The organism is Paraburkholderia sp. J69-1, from assembly GCF_905220255.1.
Classification (GTDB): domain Bacteria; phylum Pseudomonadota; class Gammaproteobacteria; order Burkholderiales; family Burkholderiaceae; genus Paraburkholderia.
On record NZ_CAJMZG010000011.1, the window covers coordinates 40,675 to 55,482 of the forward strand.

Annotated in this window: 14 protein-coding genes; 8 read left to right on the forward strand and 6 right to left on the reverse strand. The window is 65.5% G+C overall.

Annotated elements, in window-relative coordinates:
- Window positions 1-71 precede the first annotated feature (71 nt).
- On the reverse strand, window positions 72-1,274 hold the full coding sequence (locus U5A67_RS21010; RefSeq protein WP_205986481.1) for an ammonium transporter: 1,203 nt from the start codon (window positions 1,272-1,274) through the stop codon (window positions 72-74).
- Between the two features lie 511 nt (window positions 1,275-1,785).
- Here U5A67_RS21010 and U5A67_RS21015 point away from each other — a divergent pair.
- Window positions 1,786-3,519, forward strand: a complete 1,734-nt coding sequence (locus U5A67_RS21015) for a sensor histidine kinase (RefSeq protein ID WP_321815747.1) — start codon at window positions 1,786-1,788, stop codon at window positions 3,517-3,519.
- 26 nt (window positions 3,520-3,545) lie between these two features.
- Here U5A67_RS21015 and U5A67_RS21020 read toward each other — a convergent pair whose 3' ends face one another.
- Window positions 3,546-3,872: a hypothetical protein gene (locus U5A67_RS21020; RefSeq protein WP_205986483.1), complete on the reverse strand. Its 327-nt coding sequence runs from the start codon at window positions 3,870-3,872 to the stop codon at window positions 3,546-3,548.
- Window positions 3,873-4,034: 162 nt separating this feature from the next.
- Window positions 4,035-4,616: a DJ-1/PfpI family protein gene (locus U5A67_RS21025; RefSeq protein ID WP_205986484.1), complete on the reverse strand. Its 582-nt coding sequence runs from the start codon at window positions 4,614-4,616 to the stop codon at window positions 4,035-4,037.
- A gap of 59 nt (window positions 4,617-4,675) precedes the next feature.
- On the opposite strand from U5A67_RS21025, the gene U5A67_RS21030 reads away from it, so the two are divergent.
- From U5A67_RS21030 to U5A67_RS21050, 5 genes are all read left to right on the forward strand, one after another.
- Window positions 4,676-5,254, forward strand: a complete 579-nt coding sequence (locus U5A67_RS21030; protein ID WP_321815748.1) for a GNAT family N-acetyltransferase — start codon at window positions 4,676-4,678, stop codon at window positions 5,252-5,254.
- Window positions 5,255-5,256: 2 nt separating this feature from the next.
- A complete protein-coding gene (locus U5A67_RS21035; RefSeq protein ID WP_205986485.1) occupies window positions 5,257-5,775 on the forward strand; it encodes a hypothetical protein in 519 nt (172 codons plus the stop codon).
- A gap of 113 nt (window positions 5,776-5,888) precedes the next feature.
- On the forward strand, window positions 5,889-6,362 hold the full coding sequence (locus U5A67_RS21040; RefSeq protein WP_321815749.1) for an Rrf2 family transcriptional regulator: 474 nt from the start codon (window positions 5,889-5,891) through the stop codon (window positions 6,360-6,362).
- A 92-nt stretch (window positions 6,363-6,454) separates the two neighbouring features.
- A complete protein-coding gene (locus U5A67_RS21045; RefSeq protein WP_321815750.1) occupies window positions 6,455-7,099 on the forward strand; it encodes an NAD(P)-dependent oxidoreductase in 645 nt (214 codons plus the stop codon).
- Window positions 7,100-7,334: 235 nt separating this feature from the next.
- Window positions 7,335-9,770 carry a mechanosensitive ion channel family protein gene (locus U5A67_RS21050; RefSeq protein WP_321815855.1) on the forward strand — a complete coding sequence of 812 codons (2,436 nt, stop codon included), beginning with the start codon at window positions 7,335-7,337 and terminating at the stop codon, window positions 9,768-9,770.
- 9 nt (window positions 9,771-9,779) lie between these two features.
- Here U5A67_RS21050 and U5A67_RS21055 read toward each other — a convergent pair whose 3' ends face one another.
- A complete protein-coding gene (locus tag U5A67_RS21055) occupies window positions 9,780-10,406 on the reverse strand; it encodes a cysteine dioxygenase family protein (RefSeq protein ID WP_321815751.1) in 627 nt (208 codons plus the stop codon).
- A 125-nt stretch (window positions 10,407-10,531) separates the two neighbouring features.
- Between U5A67_RS21055 and U5A67_RS21060 the strand changes: the two genes are divergently transcribed.
- Both U5A67_RS21060 and U5A67_RS21065 read left to right on the forward strand, forming a co-directional pair.
- Window positions 10,532-10,990: an Lrp/AsnC family transcriptional regulator gene (locus tag U5A67_RS21060; RefSeq protein ID WP_205986490.1), complete on the forward strand. Its 459-nt coding sequence runs from the start codon at window positions 10,532-10,534 to the stop codon at window positions 10,988-10,990.
- Between the two features lie 107 nt (window positions 10,991-11,097).
- Window positions 11,098-11,286, forward strand: coding sequence for a hypothetical protein (locus U5A67_RS21065; RefSeq protein WP_321815752.1), 189 nt, complete (start codon window positions 11,098-11,100; stop codon window positions 11,284-11,286).
- A gap of 22 nt (window positions 11,287-11,308) precedes the next feature.
- Here U5A67_RS21065 and U5A67_RS21070 read toward each other — a convergent pair whose 3' ends face one another.
- Both U5A67_RS21070 and U5A67_RS21075 read right to left on the reverse strand, forming a co-directional pair.
- Entirely contained in the window at window positions 11,309-13,810 is a 2,502-nt protein-coding gene (locus tag U5A67_RS21070) for an FUSC family protein (RefSeq protein WP_321815753.1), read from the reverse strand.
- 135 nt (window positions 13,811-13,945) lie between these two features.
- Window positions 13,946-14,599: a VC0807 family protein gene (locus U5A67_RS21075; RefSeq protein ID WP_321815754.1), complete on the reverse strand. Its 654-nt coding sequence runs from the start codon at window positions 14,597-14,599 to the stop codon at window positions 13,946-13,948.
- Window positions 14,600-14,808 lie beyond the last annotated feature (209 nt).

Below are 14,808 nucleotides of genomic sequence, written 5' to 3' on the forward strand. Positions count from 1 at the left end.
ACAGCACCAGCAGTAAAAAAGGCGCGAACGGTGCAAACCGTTCGCGCCTTTCGTTAAACATTAGCTGCGGTTCAGGACACCGATTCGCGTTCCGGCGTGGCGGTGATCTTGTGGATCGAGAGATCGGCGCCGTTGTATTCCTCTTCCTGATCGATGCGCAGGCCCACGGTCGCGCGCAGCACGCCGTACACCACAAAGCCGCCGAGCGAGGCCATCACGATGCCGGCCAGCGTGCCGACGATCTGCGCGCCCAGCGATACGCCGCCAATGCCGCCCAGCGCACGCGTGCCGAAAATCCCCGCCGCAATGCCGCCCCACGCGCCGCACAGACCGTGCAGCGGCCACACGCCGAGCACATCGTCGATGCGCCAGCGGTTCTGCACGCACGTGAACATATAGACGAACAGCACGCCCGCCACCGCGCCCGTCGCCAGCGCGCCGAGCGGATGCATGATGTCCGAACCCGCGCACACGGCCACCAGGCCCGCGAGCGGCCCGTTATAGGTGAAGCCCGGATCGTTGCGGCCCGCGGCCCACGCGGACAGCGTGCCGCCCACCATCGCCATCAGCGAATTCACGGCCACGAGGCCGCTGATCTTGTCGATGGTCTGCGCGCTCATCACGTTGAAGCCGAACCAGCCCACCGCGAGCACCCACGCGCCGAGCGCGAGAAACGGAATGTTCGAAGGCGGATGCGCGGCAATGCGGCCGTCGCGCGAATAGCGGCCATGCCGCGCGCCAAGCAGCAGCACGGCCGGCAGCGCAACCCAGCCGCCGAACGCGTGCACCACGACCGAACCGGCGAAGTCATGGAAAGGCACGCCGAACACATGCGTGATCGCGTCTTCGAAACCCAGACGGTTGTTCCAGACCATGCCTTCGAAGAACGGATAGATGAAACCCGTGATGACGAAGGTGGCGAACAGCTGCGGATTGAATTTCGAGCGCTCGGCGATGCCGCCCGAGACGATCGCCGGAATGGCAGCCGCGAAGGTCAGCAGGAAGAAGAAGCGCACCAGCTGATAGCCGTTGTGTTCGGCGAGCAGCGTGGCCGGCGAGAAGAACTGCACGCCATAGGCGATCGTGTAGCCGATGAAGAAATAGGCGATCGTAGAGACCGAAAAATCCACGAGGATCTTCACCAGCGCGTTGACCTGATTCTTCTTGCGCACGGTGCCGAGTTCGAGGAACGCGAAGCCCGCGTGCATCGCGAGCACCATGGCGGCGCCTAGCAGCAGAAACAGCGTATCGGTGCCGGATTTGAGGTTGTCCATCTTGCGTCCTGCATTTGCCCTAAAGGAGCGCGTTATGAGCAAGATGTGGGCCAGCTATGCGCCAGCATGGTGAAACGCCGATCGGCGAAACGCATTTTGGCAGTGCGCGCGTGCACCGGCGCGGAACCTGGCGGCCCAATTCATGCGCCGATATCGCGCGGATGAACGACGCCGGTGCACGGCAGATGCGATGTGCATCGGCACAATTGCAGTGCCTGCGCGCAAAGGTGGTGAGGCGACGCGCCAGATTGGGGCGATTTATTCGTTTTTCCTTTCTTTATCAAGGTGTTGTCGGCTATTCGAAATATTCTGGGAGGCGAATCAGGAGCGCGATGAGGGCGCGGTTGAATGGACGTTTGAATGGACATCGCGGCGGCGTCACTTACGCCTTCGTCCTTGGCGCAAGAGAAGGCGCGCGCGCCAGGCACATCGGGCGCACGCGGGGCGCAAACGTAGACATAATGAGCGGATTCCAACCTTCCGCCGTCCGGACGCCCCGAACCGCCATTCAATGCGCCTCACCACCAAAGGGCTGTTGCTGATCGCGATCCCCGCCGTTTTCGAGTTGACCTTGCTGTCGGCCATCGTCAAGGCCGAGGCCGACGCGGAAGCCGCCGAGCGCATGGGGCAGCATAGCCAGGAGGTGCTGGCGCAGGCCGGCCGCGTGCTGGAGCCGGTGCTGGTCGAATCGGTCAAACTGCGCGGCGCGGTGGCGGCGGGCGAACCGCGCTTCTCGACGCCAGTGGCCACCTGGATGGACGTGGACCGCCGCATCGACCGGCTGGTCGATCTCGTCTCCGATAACCCTTCGCAAGTCGAGCGCGCCGTGCAGATCCGCCAGGCGGTGCAGAGCTACCGGCAGTGGTCGGATCGCATTCAGGACCTGCTGCACTCGGGGCGCCGTGCCGATCTGGTCGAGCGCTTTCGCACGTTCACCGACTTCGACGTGCTGGACCGCGTGCGCACGCAGGTCAGCGCGTTCCAGACCGAGGAACGGCGTCTAGACGTGCTGCGCGTGACGGCCGCCGAACAGGCGCGCGCGCAGCAGCAAACGCTGGTGATGACGGCCGTGATCGGCTCGATCATGTTGGTGGCGCTGTCGGTCTGGCTGTTCACGCGCGGTGTGCGCGGGCGGCTCAATGCGCTGTCCGACAACGCGGGGCGACTGGCGGGCAACGAGCCGCTTGCGCCGCTCACGAGCGGCAACGACGAAATCGCCCAGCTCGATCTCACGCTGCATCAGATCAGCCAGCGCCTCGTGGAGGCGGAGCGGCTGCGTCTGGGTTTTCAGGCCGATCTCGCGCGCCGCGCCGAACAACTGGCGGCGATCAACGAAAACCTGCGTCAGCAGACTCAGGAAAACGAAATGTTCATCCATAGCGTGTCGCACGATCTGCGCGCGCCGCTGGTGAACCTGCAAGGCTTTTCGCGCGAACTCAATCACGCTTGCGACGATCTGCGCGAGCGCGTGGCGCATTCCTCGCTGACGCCCGAAGCGCGCGAGCGGGTCGAGCGCATCATCAACGAGGACATCGGCGAAGCGCTGCGCTATTTGCAGACGGCGGTGCTGCGCGCCTCGCACATCATCGACGCGCTGCTGCGGCTGGCGCGCGTGGGGCGCGTGGAGTACCGGCGTCAGCGCGTCAATGTGCAGGAACTGGTGCAGCGCGTGGTGGATGCAATGCATGCTTCGGTGCGCGCACGCCAGGCGCAGGTGAGCGTGCGCACGCTGCCGCCCGTGTGGGGCGACCCGACCGCGCTCGAACAGATCTTCGCGAATCTGATCGGCAATGCGTTGAATTATCTCGATGCGTCGCGTGAAGGGCGTATCGAGATCGGCACGGCCACGGCGCCGCCGGGCGTGGAATCGCTGCAGATTTTCTACGTGCGCGACAACGGGCTCGGCATTCCCGACGTGGCGTTGCCGCGCCTCTTTCAGGCGTTCCAGCGCATGCATGGCAACGTCGCGCCGGGCGAAGGCATCGGTCTCGCGCTGGTGCGGCGAATGGTCGAACGGCACGGCGGACGCGTGTGGGTGGAATCCGTGGAGGGCGAGGGCACGACGTTTTATCTGTCGTTGCCCGATGCGCTGGCGGTCGTGCCGCCCGCGCCGGGCGAAGCCGCGGCGTTGATGGCCGCACACGAGCGCGAACTACGTGGCGGCGACGTCGACGACGAAGTCGAACTTGCCGCCGTGAGCGCGGCTGGGCTCGCGCCAGCCAGCCGGATCTTGCCGGCTTCCTGAGCGCCCAGTGCGGTTTTGGAAGCCCGTCAGCAGGCGAAAAGCCGGCGCTGTTTGAGCAGTTGCCGCCCGCGCACCGACCACAAACAACCCGCTACCGCGAGTACGAACACCAGAGCCAGCGCGCCGCGCGGGCTCAGCCACGACGACACGGCGAAGTCGGCCGGAGCGGCAAAGGTGCGCTCCAGCATGAGCAGCGCGCCCCAGAGCGCAACAGCGGCCTGAATCAGCATGCGTGTGCCGCGCACGCGACGCGCGCGTTCGGCCGACGTGCCGCGCCGGTTCGACGGCCGGCAAAAGAAGGCGATTGCCATCAACACAATCGCGAGAAGAACGACCCAATCCGTGAGCGCCATCGCCACACACTCCAGCTATCGAACAAAAAGTAAGCCGATATTGTCGAGAGCGGGCTTTGGCGCGGACATCAGATCGGTCCGAATTTCTCGCGTGTTTGCGTTAAATATTGTCAGCGATGCGCGCAGTGAAGCCGGCGCATCTACCATGCGTCAAGGCTGAAATCAAGGCTCGATGCGCGTGCCCAGCAGCGCCAGAAACTGGCGCAGCCATTCGGGATGCGCGGGCCAGGCCGGCGCGGTGACGAAGGGCGCATCGGTCACGGCGCTGTCGATGGCGATATCGGCATATTCGCCGCCCGCGAGGCGCACTTCGGGCGCGCAGGCCGGATAAGCCGAAATGCGCTTGCCGCGAATCACTTCGGCGGCGGCGAGCAGTTGCGCCGCGTGGCAGATCGCGGCAATCGGCTTGTTCGCGCCCGCGAAGTATTGAACGAGCTCGATGACTTTCGGATTCAGGCGCAGGTATTCGGGCGCGCGGCCGCCCGCGATGGCCAATGCGTCGTAGCTTCTGAAGTCGATATCGTCGAAGCTCGCGTTCAGGGCGAACTGGTGGCCCGGCTTTTCGGTATAGGTTTGATCGCCTTCGAAGTCGTGGATCGCGGTCTTGATGCGCTCGCCAGCCTTCTTGCCGGGACAGACGGCATCCACCTGATGCCCGACCGCTTGCAGCGCCTGAAACGGCACCATCGTTTCGTAGTCTTCGGCAAAGTCGCCCGTGAGAAATAGGATCTTCTTGACTGCCATCGCTTGACTCCTCGTTGAGATGGTGGAACGGTTGTTGCGCTCAGGCAGTCTACTCCAGCATGATTGACGATTTCGCGAACCCGCCCACGCGCCGTGAATCGCCTTCGCATGAAGGCATGCTCTGGCGCGCCTATGAACCCGGACGCGATGCTGCACCGCTTGCCGCGTTGTTCCGTGCGGCCATCCAGACGCTTGCTGCATCGCACTACGATGCGGCGCAGCGCAATGCGTGGGCCGCGGTCGCCGACGATGTCGAGGCTTTCGATGCGCGGCTCGCGCGTGGCGTGACGCTCGTAGCCGAAGCCACCGGCGCGGTTTCATGTGCGGCATCACGTGAATACGCGGCGTTCGGCCAGTTGTTTCCCTGCGATCACGTGGAAATGCTTTACGTCGCGCCCGCATGGAAGGGGCGCGGTCTCGCGACGGCGCTGATTGCGCGCTTCGAAGCGCTGGCGCGCGAGGCGCGGGCCATCACGCTCGACACCGACGCCAGCGCGCTTGCGCGGCCCGTGTTCGAGCGCGCGGGTTTTTCGCTGGTCGCTCAGGAATGGGTGCGGCGCGGCAGCGTATCATTGCCGCGTTTTCATCTTTGCAAGCCGCTCGATGCGGAATCTTTAGCGGTGTCTTTATCAGGATGACCATGTCTTTGAAGTTATCGAAACGATGGGCGACGTTGCCCGCCCTGGTCTGCGCGATGCTCGTCGTCGCCGGCTGCGACAAGCAGAATGCGCCGGCGCCCGACCTCGGCAAGCAGGCGTCCGATGCGATGCAGCAGGCGGCCCAGAGCGCGGCCAGCCAGGCGGCCGCGCAGGCGGCGCAGACGCTCGACAAGGCGGCCAGCTTCGTGAACCAGCAGATCGGCGCAGCGCAGAAGAAGCTCGACGAAACCGCCTCGCAGACGCAGGCGCAGATCCAGTCGCAAAGCGATAGCGCAAGCGCGTCGATCGCCGATGGCGCGAGCGCATCCTCCGACGAACTGGCCTCGCAGGCGCGCGGCCAGTGGCGCGACGCCGCCAGCGCTGCGCACGCGCTGCTCGGCAATGCGGCGGCGGCTACGGGCACGGGCCTGTCGCTGGCCGGGCGCTCGTTGCAGCGCTGGGCCGCGAGCGGCGCGGCCGCGGGTTCGAGCGCGGGTTCGTCGTCCGGCGCGAGCCAGTGACAGGCGACGCAAGTGAGGACGCGACCCCGCAATCCCACGCGCTTGACGAAGAAAATTAATGTATCTATGATGGTTACACTTTCTCCAGCCGCGCAGTCTGCGGCCGATGTGTCGTGAATACGAGCAGCCGTTTCGCCTTTGCCGTTCATGTGCTCGCGCTGCTGGCGCTGCAGGAAGGCGCGCCGCTGTCATCCGACATCATCGCGGGCAGCGTGAACACGAATCCCGCGCTGATCCGCCGCCTGCTGACAATGCTCGCCAACGCGGGTCTCACGACTTCGCAACTGGGCGCGGGCGGCGGGGCGCTGCTGGCGCGCGAGCCGCAGGCGATCACGCTGCTGGACGTCTACCGCGCGGTCGACGATGCGCAGCTTTTCGCCATGCATCGCGAGGAGCCGAATCCGGCCTGCATGGTGGGGCGGCACATCCAGGTGTCGCTGCGCGGCATCATCGACGATGCGCAGCGTGCGATGGAGGCGTCGCTGGCCGGGCGCACACTGCATCAGGTCGTCGACGAGATGCAGCGCAGCGAGCGCAAGCGCGAACGCGGCAAGCCCGCACGGAGCGCGGCGGGCGGCGCGCGCTGAGTGATAGAACCCGACGGGGCAATGCCCCGTTTTTTAACCCCCTTAAATGTAACTATTGTGGTTACATAAATGTTTCGCACAGGAGTCTGCAAATGAGCAAGTCGCTGAAGATCGCCCTTTTTGGTGCCACCGGCATGGTCGGTTCGCGCATCGCTGCCGAAGCCGCGCGCCGTGGCCATCAGGTGAGCGCCTTCGTGCGCCAGCCCGAGCGTGTTGCCGTGGGTCCGAACGTGCAGGCAGCGAAGGCGGATCTGCTGGACGCCGCTCAGGTGGCGCAGGCCGTGCGCGGTCATGACGTGGTCGCGAGCGCCTACGCGCCGCCCATGAGCCAGCTCGACGACCTGCAGACGGCCAGCCGCGCACTGGTCGAAGGCACGCGCGCAGCGGGCCTCAAGCGTCTGGTGGTGGTGGGCGGCGCGGGTTCGCTCGAAGTCGCGCCGGGCAAACAGCTTGTCGATACCGAAGGCTTCCCGGACGCCTACAAGCCGATCGCGCTCGCGCACCGCGTCGCGCTCGGCTACTACCGCACGGTTGCCGATCTCGACTGGACTTTCTTCGCGCCTGCCGCGCTGATCGCGCCGGGCGAGCGCACCGGTACGTTCCGCACCGGCGCAAACACGCTGATCGCCGACGCAGCAGGCAACAGCCGCATTTCCGCCGAAGATTACGCGATCGCTTTCGTCGACGAACTGGAGCAGGGCCGCTTCATCCGCGAGATCGCGACTGTCGCGTATTGAGCCGTCTGACGAGCGACTGCCATTGAGCAAAGCGAATGCATGATGTGCCTCAAGGACACTTGCATTCGCTTGCAATTTCTTCAGGCAGGCGTGTGACGTACCGCCCGTGAGTGCGGCTACACTGGAGCGTTCTGATTTCGCCCCTACGCCCATGAATTCAAGCCTGGAGCGGGACGCGGCGCTCGCGCAGACGTCCGCCGGGCGTTCGCTACGTCGGCTGGCGCATCGCTTCGTTATGCTGGGCATGTGGATCGCGCTCGGCTGGGGCGTGTTTGTCTCCGTCTCGGCCTTCGCCGCAGGTCCCGGCGCCGCCGCGGTGCCGGTTCTGCCCGCGCTGCAAAGCCTGATTACGGGCGCGCCCGCGACGGCATCGGGCGCTTCCGCCGCCGACGCAGCGTCCGCACCGTCACCGGCCAGTCAGGCCGAATTCAATCGCTCGCTCGACAGCGTCATCAGCACGCTCGACAACGAGCGTCAGCGCAACGCGCTCGTCTCGCAGCTCAAGAAGTTACGCAACGTCTCGCAAAATGTCGCGCCTGCGCCCGCATCGGGCGTGGCCGCCGTCACGTCCGGCCTGCTTGGCGCGATCGCCTCGGGGCTGGCTTCGGTCGAGAGCGACGCGCGCCACCACGGCGCCAGCCCGCTGCATTACTGGGCCGGGCGTTTCCGCTCGGCGGGTGTGGAGATTTACGTGCTCGCGTCGGGCGGAGAGGGCGAAAGCCCCGGGCGCATCGTCTTCGACATGATCGCGATGCTTGCGGGTTGGGGCTTCTGCGCGGCCATTCTGCGCTGGCTCGAACGCCGTCTGCTGCGGCGCTTTTCCGTGGACACAGGCTTGCGCCCCAGTCCCACGACGATCGAACTGCTCGTTTTCGTGCTGCACCGCGTCGCGCCGTGGATCGTCGCTTTCGTCGGCGCGCTGGTGGTCGAGCGCGCGCTGCCGGAAGCGCTCGGGCGCACGCTCGGCGTGGTGATTGCGTATGCGATCGTTGCGGGCGCGGTGTTCTCGTCGATCTGTCTGATCATGTTTTCGCTATTCGGCTCCGGTCACCGGCGCGCGGCGGTGCGCGTGGTGATTCGCGATGCCAGGCGTTTGCTATGGGCCATCGGCGTGTGTGCGGCGCTCGGCGATGCGGCCACCAATTACGAGGTCGCGCATCAGCTTGGTTCGAATCTCGCGGCGCTGGTGTCGACCTTCGCGAACATGGCCGCCGCCGTGCTCACTGCGGCGTTTGCGATTGGTTTCCGGCGTCCGGTCGCGCATCTGATCCGCAATCGCAGCTATCAACTGCGCCAGGATCACAAGGCGCTCACCGAAGTCTTCGACGTGCTGGCCTCGCTCTGGCAGTTGCCGATGCTGCTGCTCGCCGCCGCGTCGATCACGGCCACGCTCGGCGGCCTGAGCAGCAACGAGAACGTGCTGCAGATTTCGGTGGTGACGGCGCTGCTGCTGGTGCTGGCGTTTTTCCTTTCGGCGGTCGTGTTGCGCATCACGCGGCCCGACCTCGCGCGCGTGCGGCGGCGTTCGCCGTATCTGCGCCGCCTGCTGCGCTTCGCGGGCACGCTGCTCGTGCTGTTTGTGTGGCTGGCGTATTTCGAATCGTGCGCGCGTCTCTGGGATATTTCGCTTGCGGGCATCATCGAGGCCAGCGTCGCCGCGCGCGGTATCGCTCACGCGATCTTCGCGATTCTGGCGACGGTGTTCCTCGCCTGGCTCGTGTGGATTCTGATCGATACCGCGATTCTCGAAGCGCTCAATCCGAGCGGTCCGCGCACCAAAGGCCGCGCGCCCAGCACGCGCGCGCGCACCATGCTGCCGCTCGTGCGCAACGCCTTGCTGGTGTCGATCCTCACGATCGCGGGCATCGTCACAGCCGCGAATCTCGGTATCAACGTGACGCCGCTGCTGGCGGGCGCGGGCGTGATTGGGCTGGCGATCGGCTTTGGCGCGCAGTCGCTCGTGACCGACCTGATCACGGGCCTTTTCATCATCATCGAGGAAACCATTTCGGTGGGCGACTGGATCGATCTGGATAACGGTCACGCAGGTACCGTCGAGCATCTGTCGATCCGCACGGTGCGGCTGCGCGACGGCCAGGGCGCGATCCACTCGATTCCGTTTTCGCAGATCAAGATCGTCAAGAATCTCTCGCGCGATTTTGCGTTCGCGGTGTTCGAAGTGCGCGTGCCGTTTGCCGTCGATCTGGATACGGTCACGCGCATGATCCGCGAAACGGGCGCGGAACTGGTCGCGGATTTCCGCTATCGGCGCGAGATTCTTGGGCCGGTGGAAGTGTGGGGCCTCGACCGCTTCGATCCGAACTGGATGGTGGTGAAAGGGCAGATCAAGACGCGGCCGTTGCAGCAATGGAGCGTGGCGCGCGCCTTTAATGCGCGGCTGAAGCGGCATATGGACGAGGCGGGCATCGAGATGCCGGTGCCGCAGATGCAGGTGCATATGTCGTCGCGCAGCGAGGACGAGCCGTTGCGCGAGCCGGCGTCCGGCCCGGAGGCCGCGCAGGGCACGCAGGACACGCCAGATATGCAAGCGGAAGATCCCGCCACGCGCGGCGTGACGCGCGATGCGTCGCACGAGCCGCGTCCTGCGCCGCCGCCGACGGGCAGCCCGGAAGGCGCGCCGCCGCAGATTCCCACCGCGGGGCGCAACTGATCGACGCGTTTAGCCGGCGAACGGCGTGGCAAGGCCCACGAGCGGCACGATATCGTTGACGCCGGTAGCGATGTGCTCAGCCGCCACGCCATACACGTGCAGCGAAATACACGGCCCGGCCATCTCGTCGATGGCGCGCGAGAGGCGGTGGATGCCCGCACGGCCACGCCCGCCGAAGGCCACCGTGCCAGCATTGCGTGCATGAGCGCGCAGAACCGTCGCGCCATCGCGCTCTGCATCCCATCGATACAGCGTTTCGGTCAGCGTGCCTTCGAGCACCGCGTAGCCGCACCACGTATGGTGCGCGTGGATCGGGCTTGCCTGGCCCGGCAGCCACACCAGTGCGGCGACCGCATATCGCCCGGCGGGGCACGCGGCGAGCAGATACCGCCGATAGCGCGTCGCGCAGCCTTCGCGTTGCGCGGGCGTGACCAGCGCGGGATCGGCTAACGCAAGCCCCAGCGCCGCGCGCACGCCTTGCGCAAACGCGGTGCAGCGCGACGGATCGTCGGGCGTGCGACAGGCCTCGAACGTCGCATCGAGCGCGGCGCACAGCCGTGCCACGGCGGCAGGGTGATCGGCTAAGGCGGATGACGCTGCGGCCCGCAGCAGGGCCGGATCGGTAGGGGCGTTCATGGACTCTCTCGTCGCGTTGTTCTCCATGAAGAGTTATACCGGCGCGCGCCGAGAAACAGTTTCCATTCTTTTTTATAGATGCGGCGTAAGATAGAAGAAATTTCTACGTTTCTGGGTGGCTGGGAATGGATATCATCGATAGAAAGCTGGTCGAGTTGTTGCAGGACGACGCGACCATGCCTGTCGCGGAACTCGCGCAACGCGTCAATCTCTCGCAGACGCCGTGCTGGAAACGCGTCCAGCGCCTGAAGGAAACCGGCGTGATTCGCGCGCAGGTCGCGCTGTGCGATCCGAAGAAGCTGGGCGTGGGCACGACCGTATTCGTCAACGTGCGCACCAATCAGCACACCGAAGCCTGGGCGCAGAGTTTTACGCGCGTGGTGCAGGACATTCCCGAGATCGTCGAGTGCTATCGCATGAGCGGCGAGACCGACTATCTGCTGCGCGTGGTGGTGTCCGATATCGACGACTTCGATCGCGTCTACAAGCAACTGATTCGCTCGGTGCCGCTGTTCGACGTGAGTTCGAGTTTCGCGATGGAGCAGATCAAGTACTCGACGGCCTTGCCGGTACGGGGCGTGTGACATCGCGCGTCGCACGAATGCCGGCTATTCCTCGAACCGCAAGCCGTCTGCAAGGCGTCGCGGCGTAGAATGCCCGTTCCCTCTTTCAGCCGGGCAGGCCACGATCCATGGACGATAAGCGCAAGAAGAACCCCACCGTTGGCGTTGGCGTGTTTATCGTGGTGGTGGTGCTCATCGTGATCGGCACCGTGCTGTTCAATGCGATGCGCAGCAAGCGCGAGTATGACGAGACGGTAGGCGCTCAGGTGGCTAGTTCGGCGACCAGCGCACCGCAGGCGAGCGGCGCGGCGCAATAACGCCAGCCGCTCAAAGCCGCGCTTATTCTTCCGGCAGCCGGATCAGGCTGGCGTCCTTGCGGATCAGCCATGAAGCCGCGAGCATCTGCTTGCACTGGTGCGCGAGCAGTTTCACGTCTTGCGCGAGGTCGCTGGTGGCGCCGATCGCGCGTTCCGCTTCCACCACCATGGTGTCCAGATCGCGCGTCATGCGGCGCGTGATCTCGATCTGATCCTCGGGCACGGGCGTTCCGGCTTCGGCGGCCACGAGGTTTTCGCGCACGCAGTCCAGCGCCTGGTCGAGCGCGTCCAGGCGCATGGCCGGCGCGGCCTGATCGGCATTGGCGGCGCTGCGCAACAGCGGCGCGGAAGCCGTGATCTGCGACGCCAGCACGTGGCTGCGCACCAGCAGATCGTTGAGTTCGGGCACGAACTTCTGCGCCGATTTCGGTTCGAGCATCATGCGCTGAAACGCCTGGCCGAGATTCGCGAACGCCACATGCACGTTCTTGCGCGCAAGGCGATAGCGGAAGTCGCGAGCGAGCGAGGGCACAGCGGCGGCGGCTGCACCAACTCCTGCCGATGCGGGCAACGGTGTTGCGGCAGGCTGCGCATTGGCCTGAGCCGATACCTTCGCGCCGACAGCCGCTACCGGAGCCGGCGCCAAAGCCGTTGCGCCCGCACCGTCGAGCGCGAGCGCCGCTTCTTCGTGGGCTGTCTGGGCGCTGGCGGCGTGGGTCGTTTGCGCGGCCACGCGCGCCGCGCTTTCGGTCAGCATCGGCCCGGCGAAGGCCGCCTGTGCATTGCCGGCGCTGGCCGTCTGACTCGTGCGGCCGCTCCACCACCAGCTCGCTTCCAGATAACCGCGTGTCGCGGCGATCATGTCCTGCACCAGCTTGCCCATCAGCCGGTATTCCCAGTACGGGAACAGATGGCTCGCGCCGATCGCGATCATGCAGCCCACGACCGTATCGATGGCGCGCTCGCCGATGATGCGCATGCTGCCCGGCGCCAGTAGATGGAACATCAGCAGCACATAGGCCGAGGTGAACACCACGCTCGCCGTGTAGTTGAACAGCAGCAGGCTGTAGCTCATCACCATCGCCGCGAACATCGACACCAGCAGCACGAGCGGCTGCTTCACGAGCAGGATCAGCGCAATACTGGCCACGCAGCCGATCAGCGTGCCGACGATACGCTGCGCGTTGCGCTGGCGCGTCAGCGAATAGCCGGGCTTCAGGATGATGATGCTCGTCATCACGATCCAGTAGGCGTTGGTGAGCGGCAGCAACCGCCCGAGCCAGAAGCCCACGGCGACTGCAATCGTCACGCGCAGCGCGTGGCGAAAGCTCGGCGAGGCCATCGTGAGATTCGAGAAAATCTGCAGCCACGAGACGCGCCGGTTGGTGACGAAGCGCGTGAGGGCTTCGTCGATGCGCAGCTCGGTTTCGGTGGTCGGCACTTCGCTCGCGAGGCTGCGGCGCATGCGGTCGATCAGGCGCGTCGCGCTCCAGATGCGGCGAAACGATGCCGAGATCGCGGCATAGGCCTCGGGGTCTTTGGTCGGCAGATCGCGCCGCTTGAGCAGATCGAGTTCGAATTCGATCGCGCGCAGTTCCGCCTTCACGTTGATGTTCGCGCGCGGCGCTTCGTTCTGCAGCACGGCGAGGCCGATGTCTTCGAGATCGGCCGCGGCCTTGCGGATCAGATCGCGATAGAACACCAGCAGATCGGAGCCGCCGAAGGTGTTGCGCACGAGCGGGTAGTCGGTGTGCGCGCCCACGAACAGCTCGTGCAGATCGACCGTGTTGATGAACAGGTTGAAGTGCATCGCGCGCCGCGCATCGACGCGTCCGCTCCTGAGCTTCGGCAGATTGCGCAGCACGATGTCGCGCGCCGCGTCCTGGCGCTCGACCGCCGCGATCTGTTTGGCGACCAGATTACGGAAACACTCGTCGAGATCGTTGTCGAGATCGAAAAACTGCGCGCGTGCGAGCAGGTAGTCGGCGCAGGCAAACACGCTTTCGGCCAGCGCCTGTTGCTCGATCCGGTCGAGCATCAGGCGGCTCACGAGCGTCGACCAGGCCGTGTACCAGAGCCCGCCCAGCAGAATCCACGCGGCGTTGATGAGCGCCTGGTGCGGCGTGAAATGCTCCTCCAGCGTCATCACCATCATGAACAGCGTGGCGAAGCTGATCTGCGGCCAGCGGTTGCCGTAGACGACGATCAGCGACAGCACGAAGGTCAGCGGGACGACCGTGGCCCAGAGCGCGATCGGGCTGAAGGTGGCGAGGCCGGTGGCGTAGGCGGATAGAAAACCGATCACGCTGCACGCCAGCATCTCGTTGCGCTTGTACTTGAGCGGGCCGGGCATGTCGACCACGCAGGCGCCGAGCGCGCCGGTGGAGAGGGTGAAGCCCAGCTCGCTCTTGTCGAACACGAACAGACACAGAATGGCCGGAAGCGAGATGCCGACCGCGATGCGCAGACCGCCGTAGAAGTACTGGCTATAAAGGAACTTCCTGATTTCTACGGAATAGCGCATCGACTGCCATGGATTTCGGATGCGGACGAAAGCGCCGCGGACTGTGGCGCTGAGTTTAAATGATTTCGGGTGCGATCCGTCCGTCTCTGTATTCCGGGATGCGCGCGCGCTCGCCCGGTGCGCGCGCCGTTCGCGCTAGTCCGCGCTGAGCGTCGGCGCATCGCCGAGCAGGCCGTGCGTGCCGCGGATGCGGCGCATGCGCGTGCGATACCAGAAGGTCCACGCGAGCAGGGCGCCGAACATGCAGTAGCCGAGAATCGGCGAGACCACGAGGAAGCGCTCGATCGGCCAGGTGGCGGCCAGCCAGGTGCGCAGCGACGCATCGCCGATCAGGCCCACACCCCAGACAAACGTCAGCAGGCGCATGGCCGTCGCAAAGCTGCGGTTCTCGCTCCACAGCAGTTCGAGCCGGCCGACGCCTTCGCGGGTCTGGCGCGCCACCGTGGCGCGTGTGAGATAGAACACGAGCGGCCGGCGCGCCAGCAGCGAAAGCAGAAACGTGACGCCGATCGCGCCGGTGGAGAAGCTCTCGCGCATCAACAACGCGCGCGTGCCGCCGCCGAATGCCATCGCGATCAGCGAGAGCACGATGCCGAGCAGGATCACCGCCGAGAGCGCATCGATGCGCCTGAAGCGCACCAGCTCGACGATCGTCCACACCAGCGGCGGAACCGCCGAGGCAATCAGGCCGCCGACTTCGCCCCAATAAGGTTGGGCGAGCCGGTACGCGACCCAGGGCAGCAGCAGATTGACCGCCATTTCGGCGACGAATGCTGGACGCACTTTCATGGGATGCGTACTCCAGAAAAAGGATGAACAAAGTATGGTTCACGCGCGGACCATCGGCAATCCGTGGATCGCGGCGCGAGGTTGCAGCGTTCGCATCTTGCGTGCCCGATGTGGCGTGGCGCTCGAAGCGGGACTGCAGTGCGCCTGCTGTGCGCCATATCGCCGTGGACGGCTTCATGCGACACTGCAACGTTCTTCGCCCGATTCCA

What these genes read in the sequence shown, in the direction of transcription:
- U5A67_RS21035 (WP_205986485.1), top strand. Translation starts at nt 5,257, where the DNA reads ATGTCTTTGAAGTTATCGAAACGATGGGCGACGTTGCCCGCCCTGGTC.
- U5A67_RS21075 (WP_321815754.1), bottom strand. Translation starts at nt 14,599, where the DNA reads ATGAAAGTGCGTCCAGCATTCGTCGCCGAAATGGCGGTCAATCTGCTG.
- U5A67_RS21055 (WP_321815751.1), bottom strand. Translation starts at nt 10,406, where the DNA reads ATGAACGCCCCTACCGATCCGGCCCTGCTGCGGGCCGCAGCGTCATCC.
- U5A67_RS21045 (WP_321815750.1), top strand. Translation starts at nt 6,455, where the DNA reads ATGAGCAAGTCGCTGAAGATCGCCCTTTTTGGTGCCACCGGCATGGTC.
- U5A67_RS21060 (WP_205986490.1), top strand. Translation starts at nt 10,532, where the DNA reads ATGGATATCATCGATAGAAAGCTGGTCGAGTTGTTGCAGGACGACGCG.
- U5A67_RS21050 (WP_321815855.1), top strand. Translation starts at nt 7,335, where the DNA reads ATGCTGGGCATGTGGATCGCGCTCGGCTGGGGCGTGTTTGTCTCCGTC.
- U5A67_RS21010 (WP_205986481.1), bottom strand. Translation starts at nt 1,274, where the DNA reads ATGGACAACCTCAAATCCGGCACCGATACGCTGTTTCTGCTGCTAGGC.
- U5A67_RS21070 (WP_321815753.1), bottom strand. Translation starts at nt 13,810, where the DNA reads ATGCGCTATTCCGTAGAAATCAGGAAGTTCCTTTATAGCCAGTACTTC.
- U5A67_RS21025 (WP_205986484.1), bottom strand. Translation starts at nt 4,616, where the DNA reads ATGGCAGTCAAGAAGATCCTATTTCTCACGGGCGACTTTGCCGAAGAC.
- U5A67_RS21065 (WP_321815752.1), top strand. Translation starts at nt 11,098, where the DNA reads ATGGACGATAAGCGCAAGAAGAACCCCACCGTTGGCGTTGGCGTGTTT.
- U5A67_RS21030 (WP_321815748.1), top strand. Translation starts at nt 4,676, where the DNA reads ATGATTGACGATTTCGCGAACCCGCCCACGCGCCGTGAATCGCCTTCG.
- U5A67_RS21015 (WP_321815747.1), top strand. Translation starts at nt 1,786, where the DNA reads ATGCGCCTCACCACCAAAGGGCTGTTGCTGATCGCGATCCCCGCCGTT.
- U5A67_RS21020 (WP_205986483.1), bottom strand. Translation starts at nt 3,872, where the DNA reads ATGGCGCTCACGGATTGGGTCGTTCTTCTCGCGATTGTGTTGATGGCA.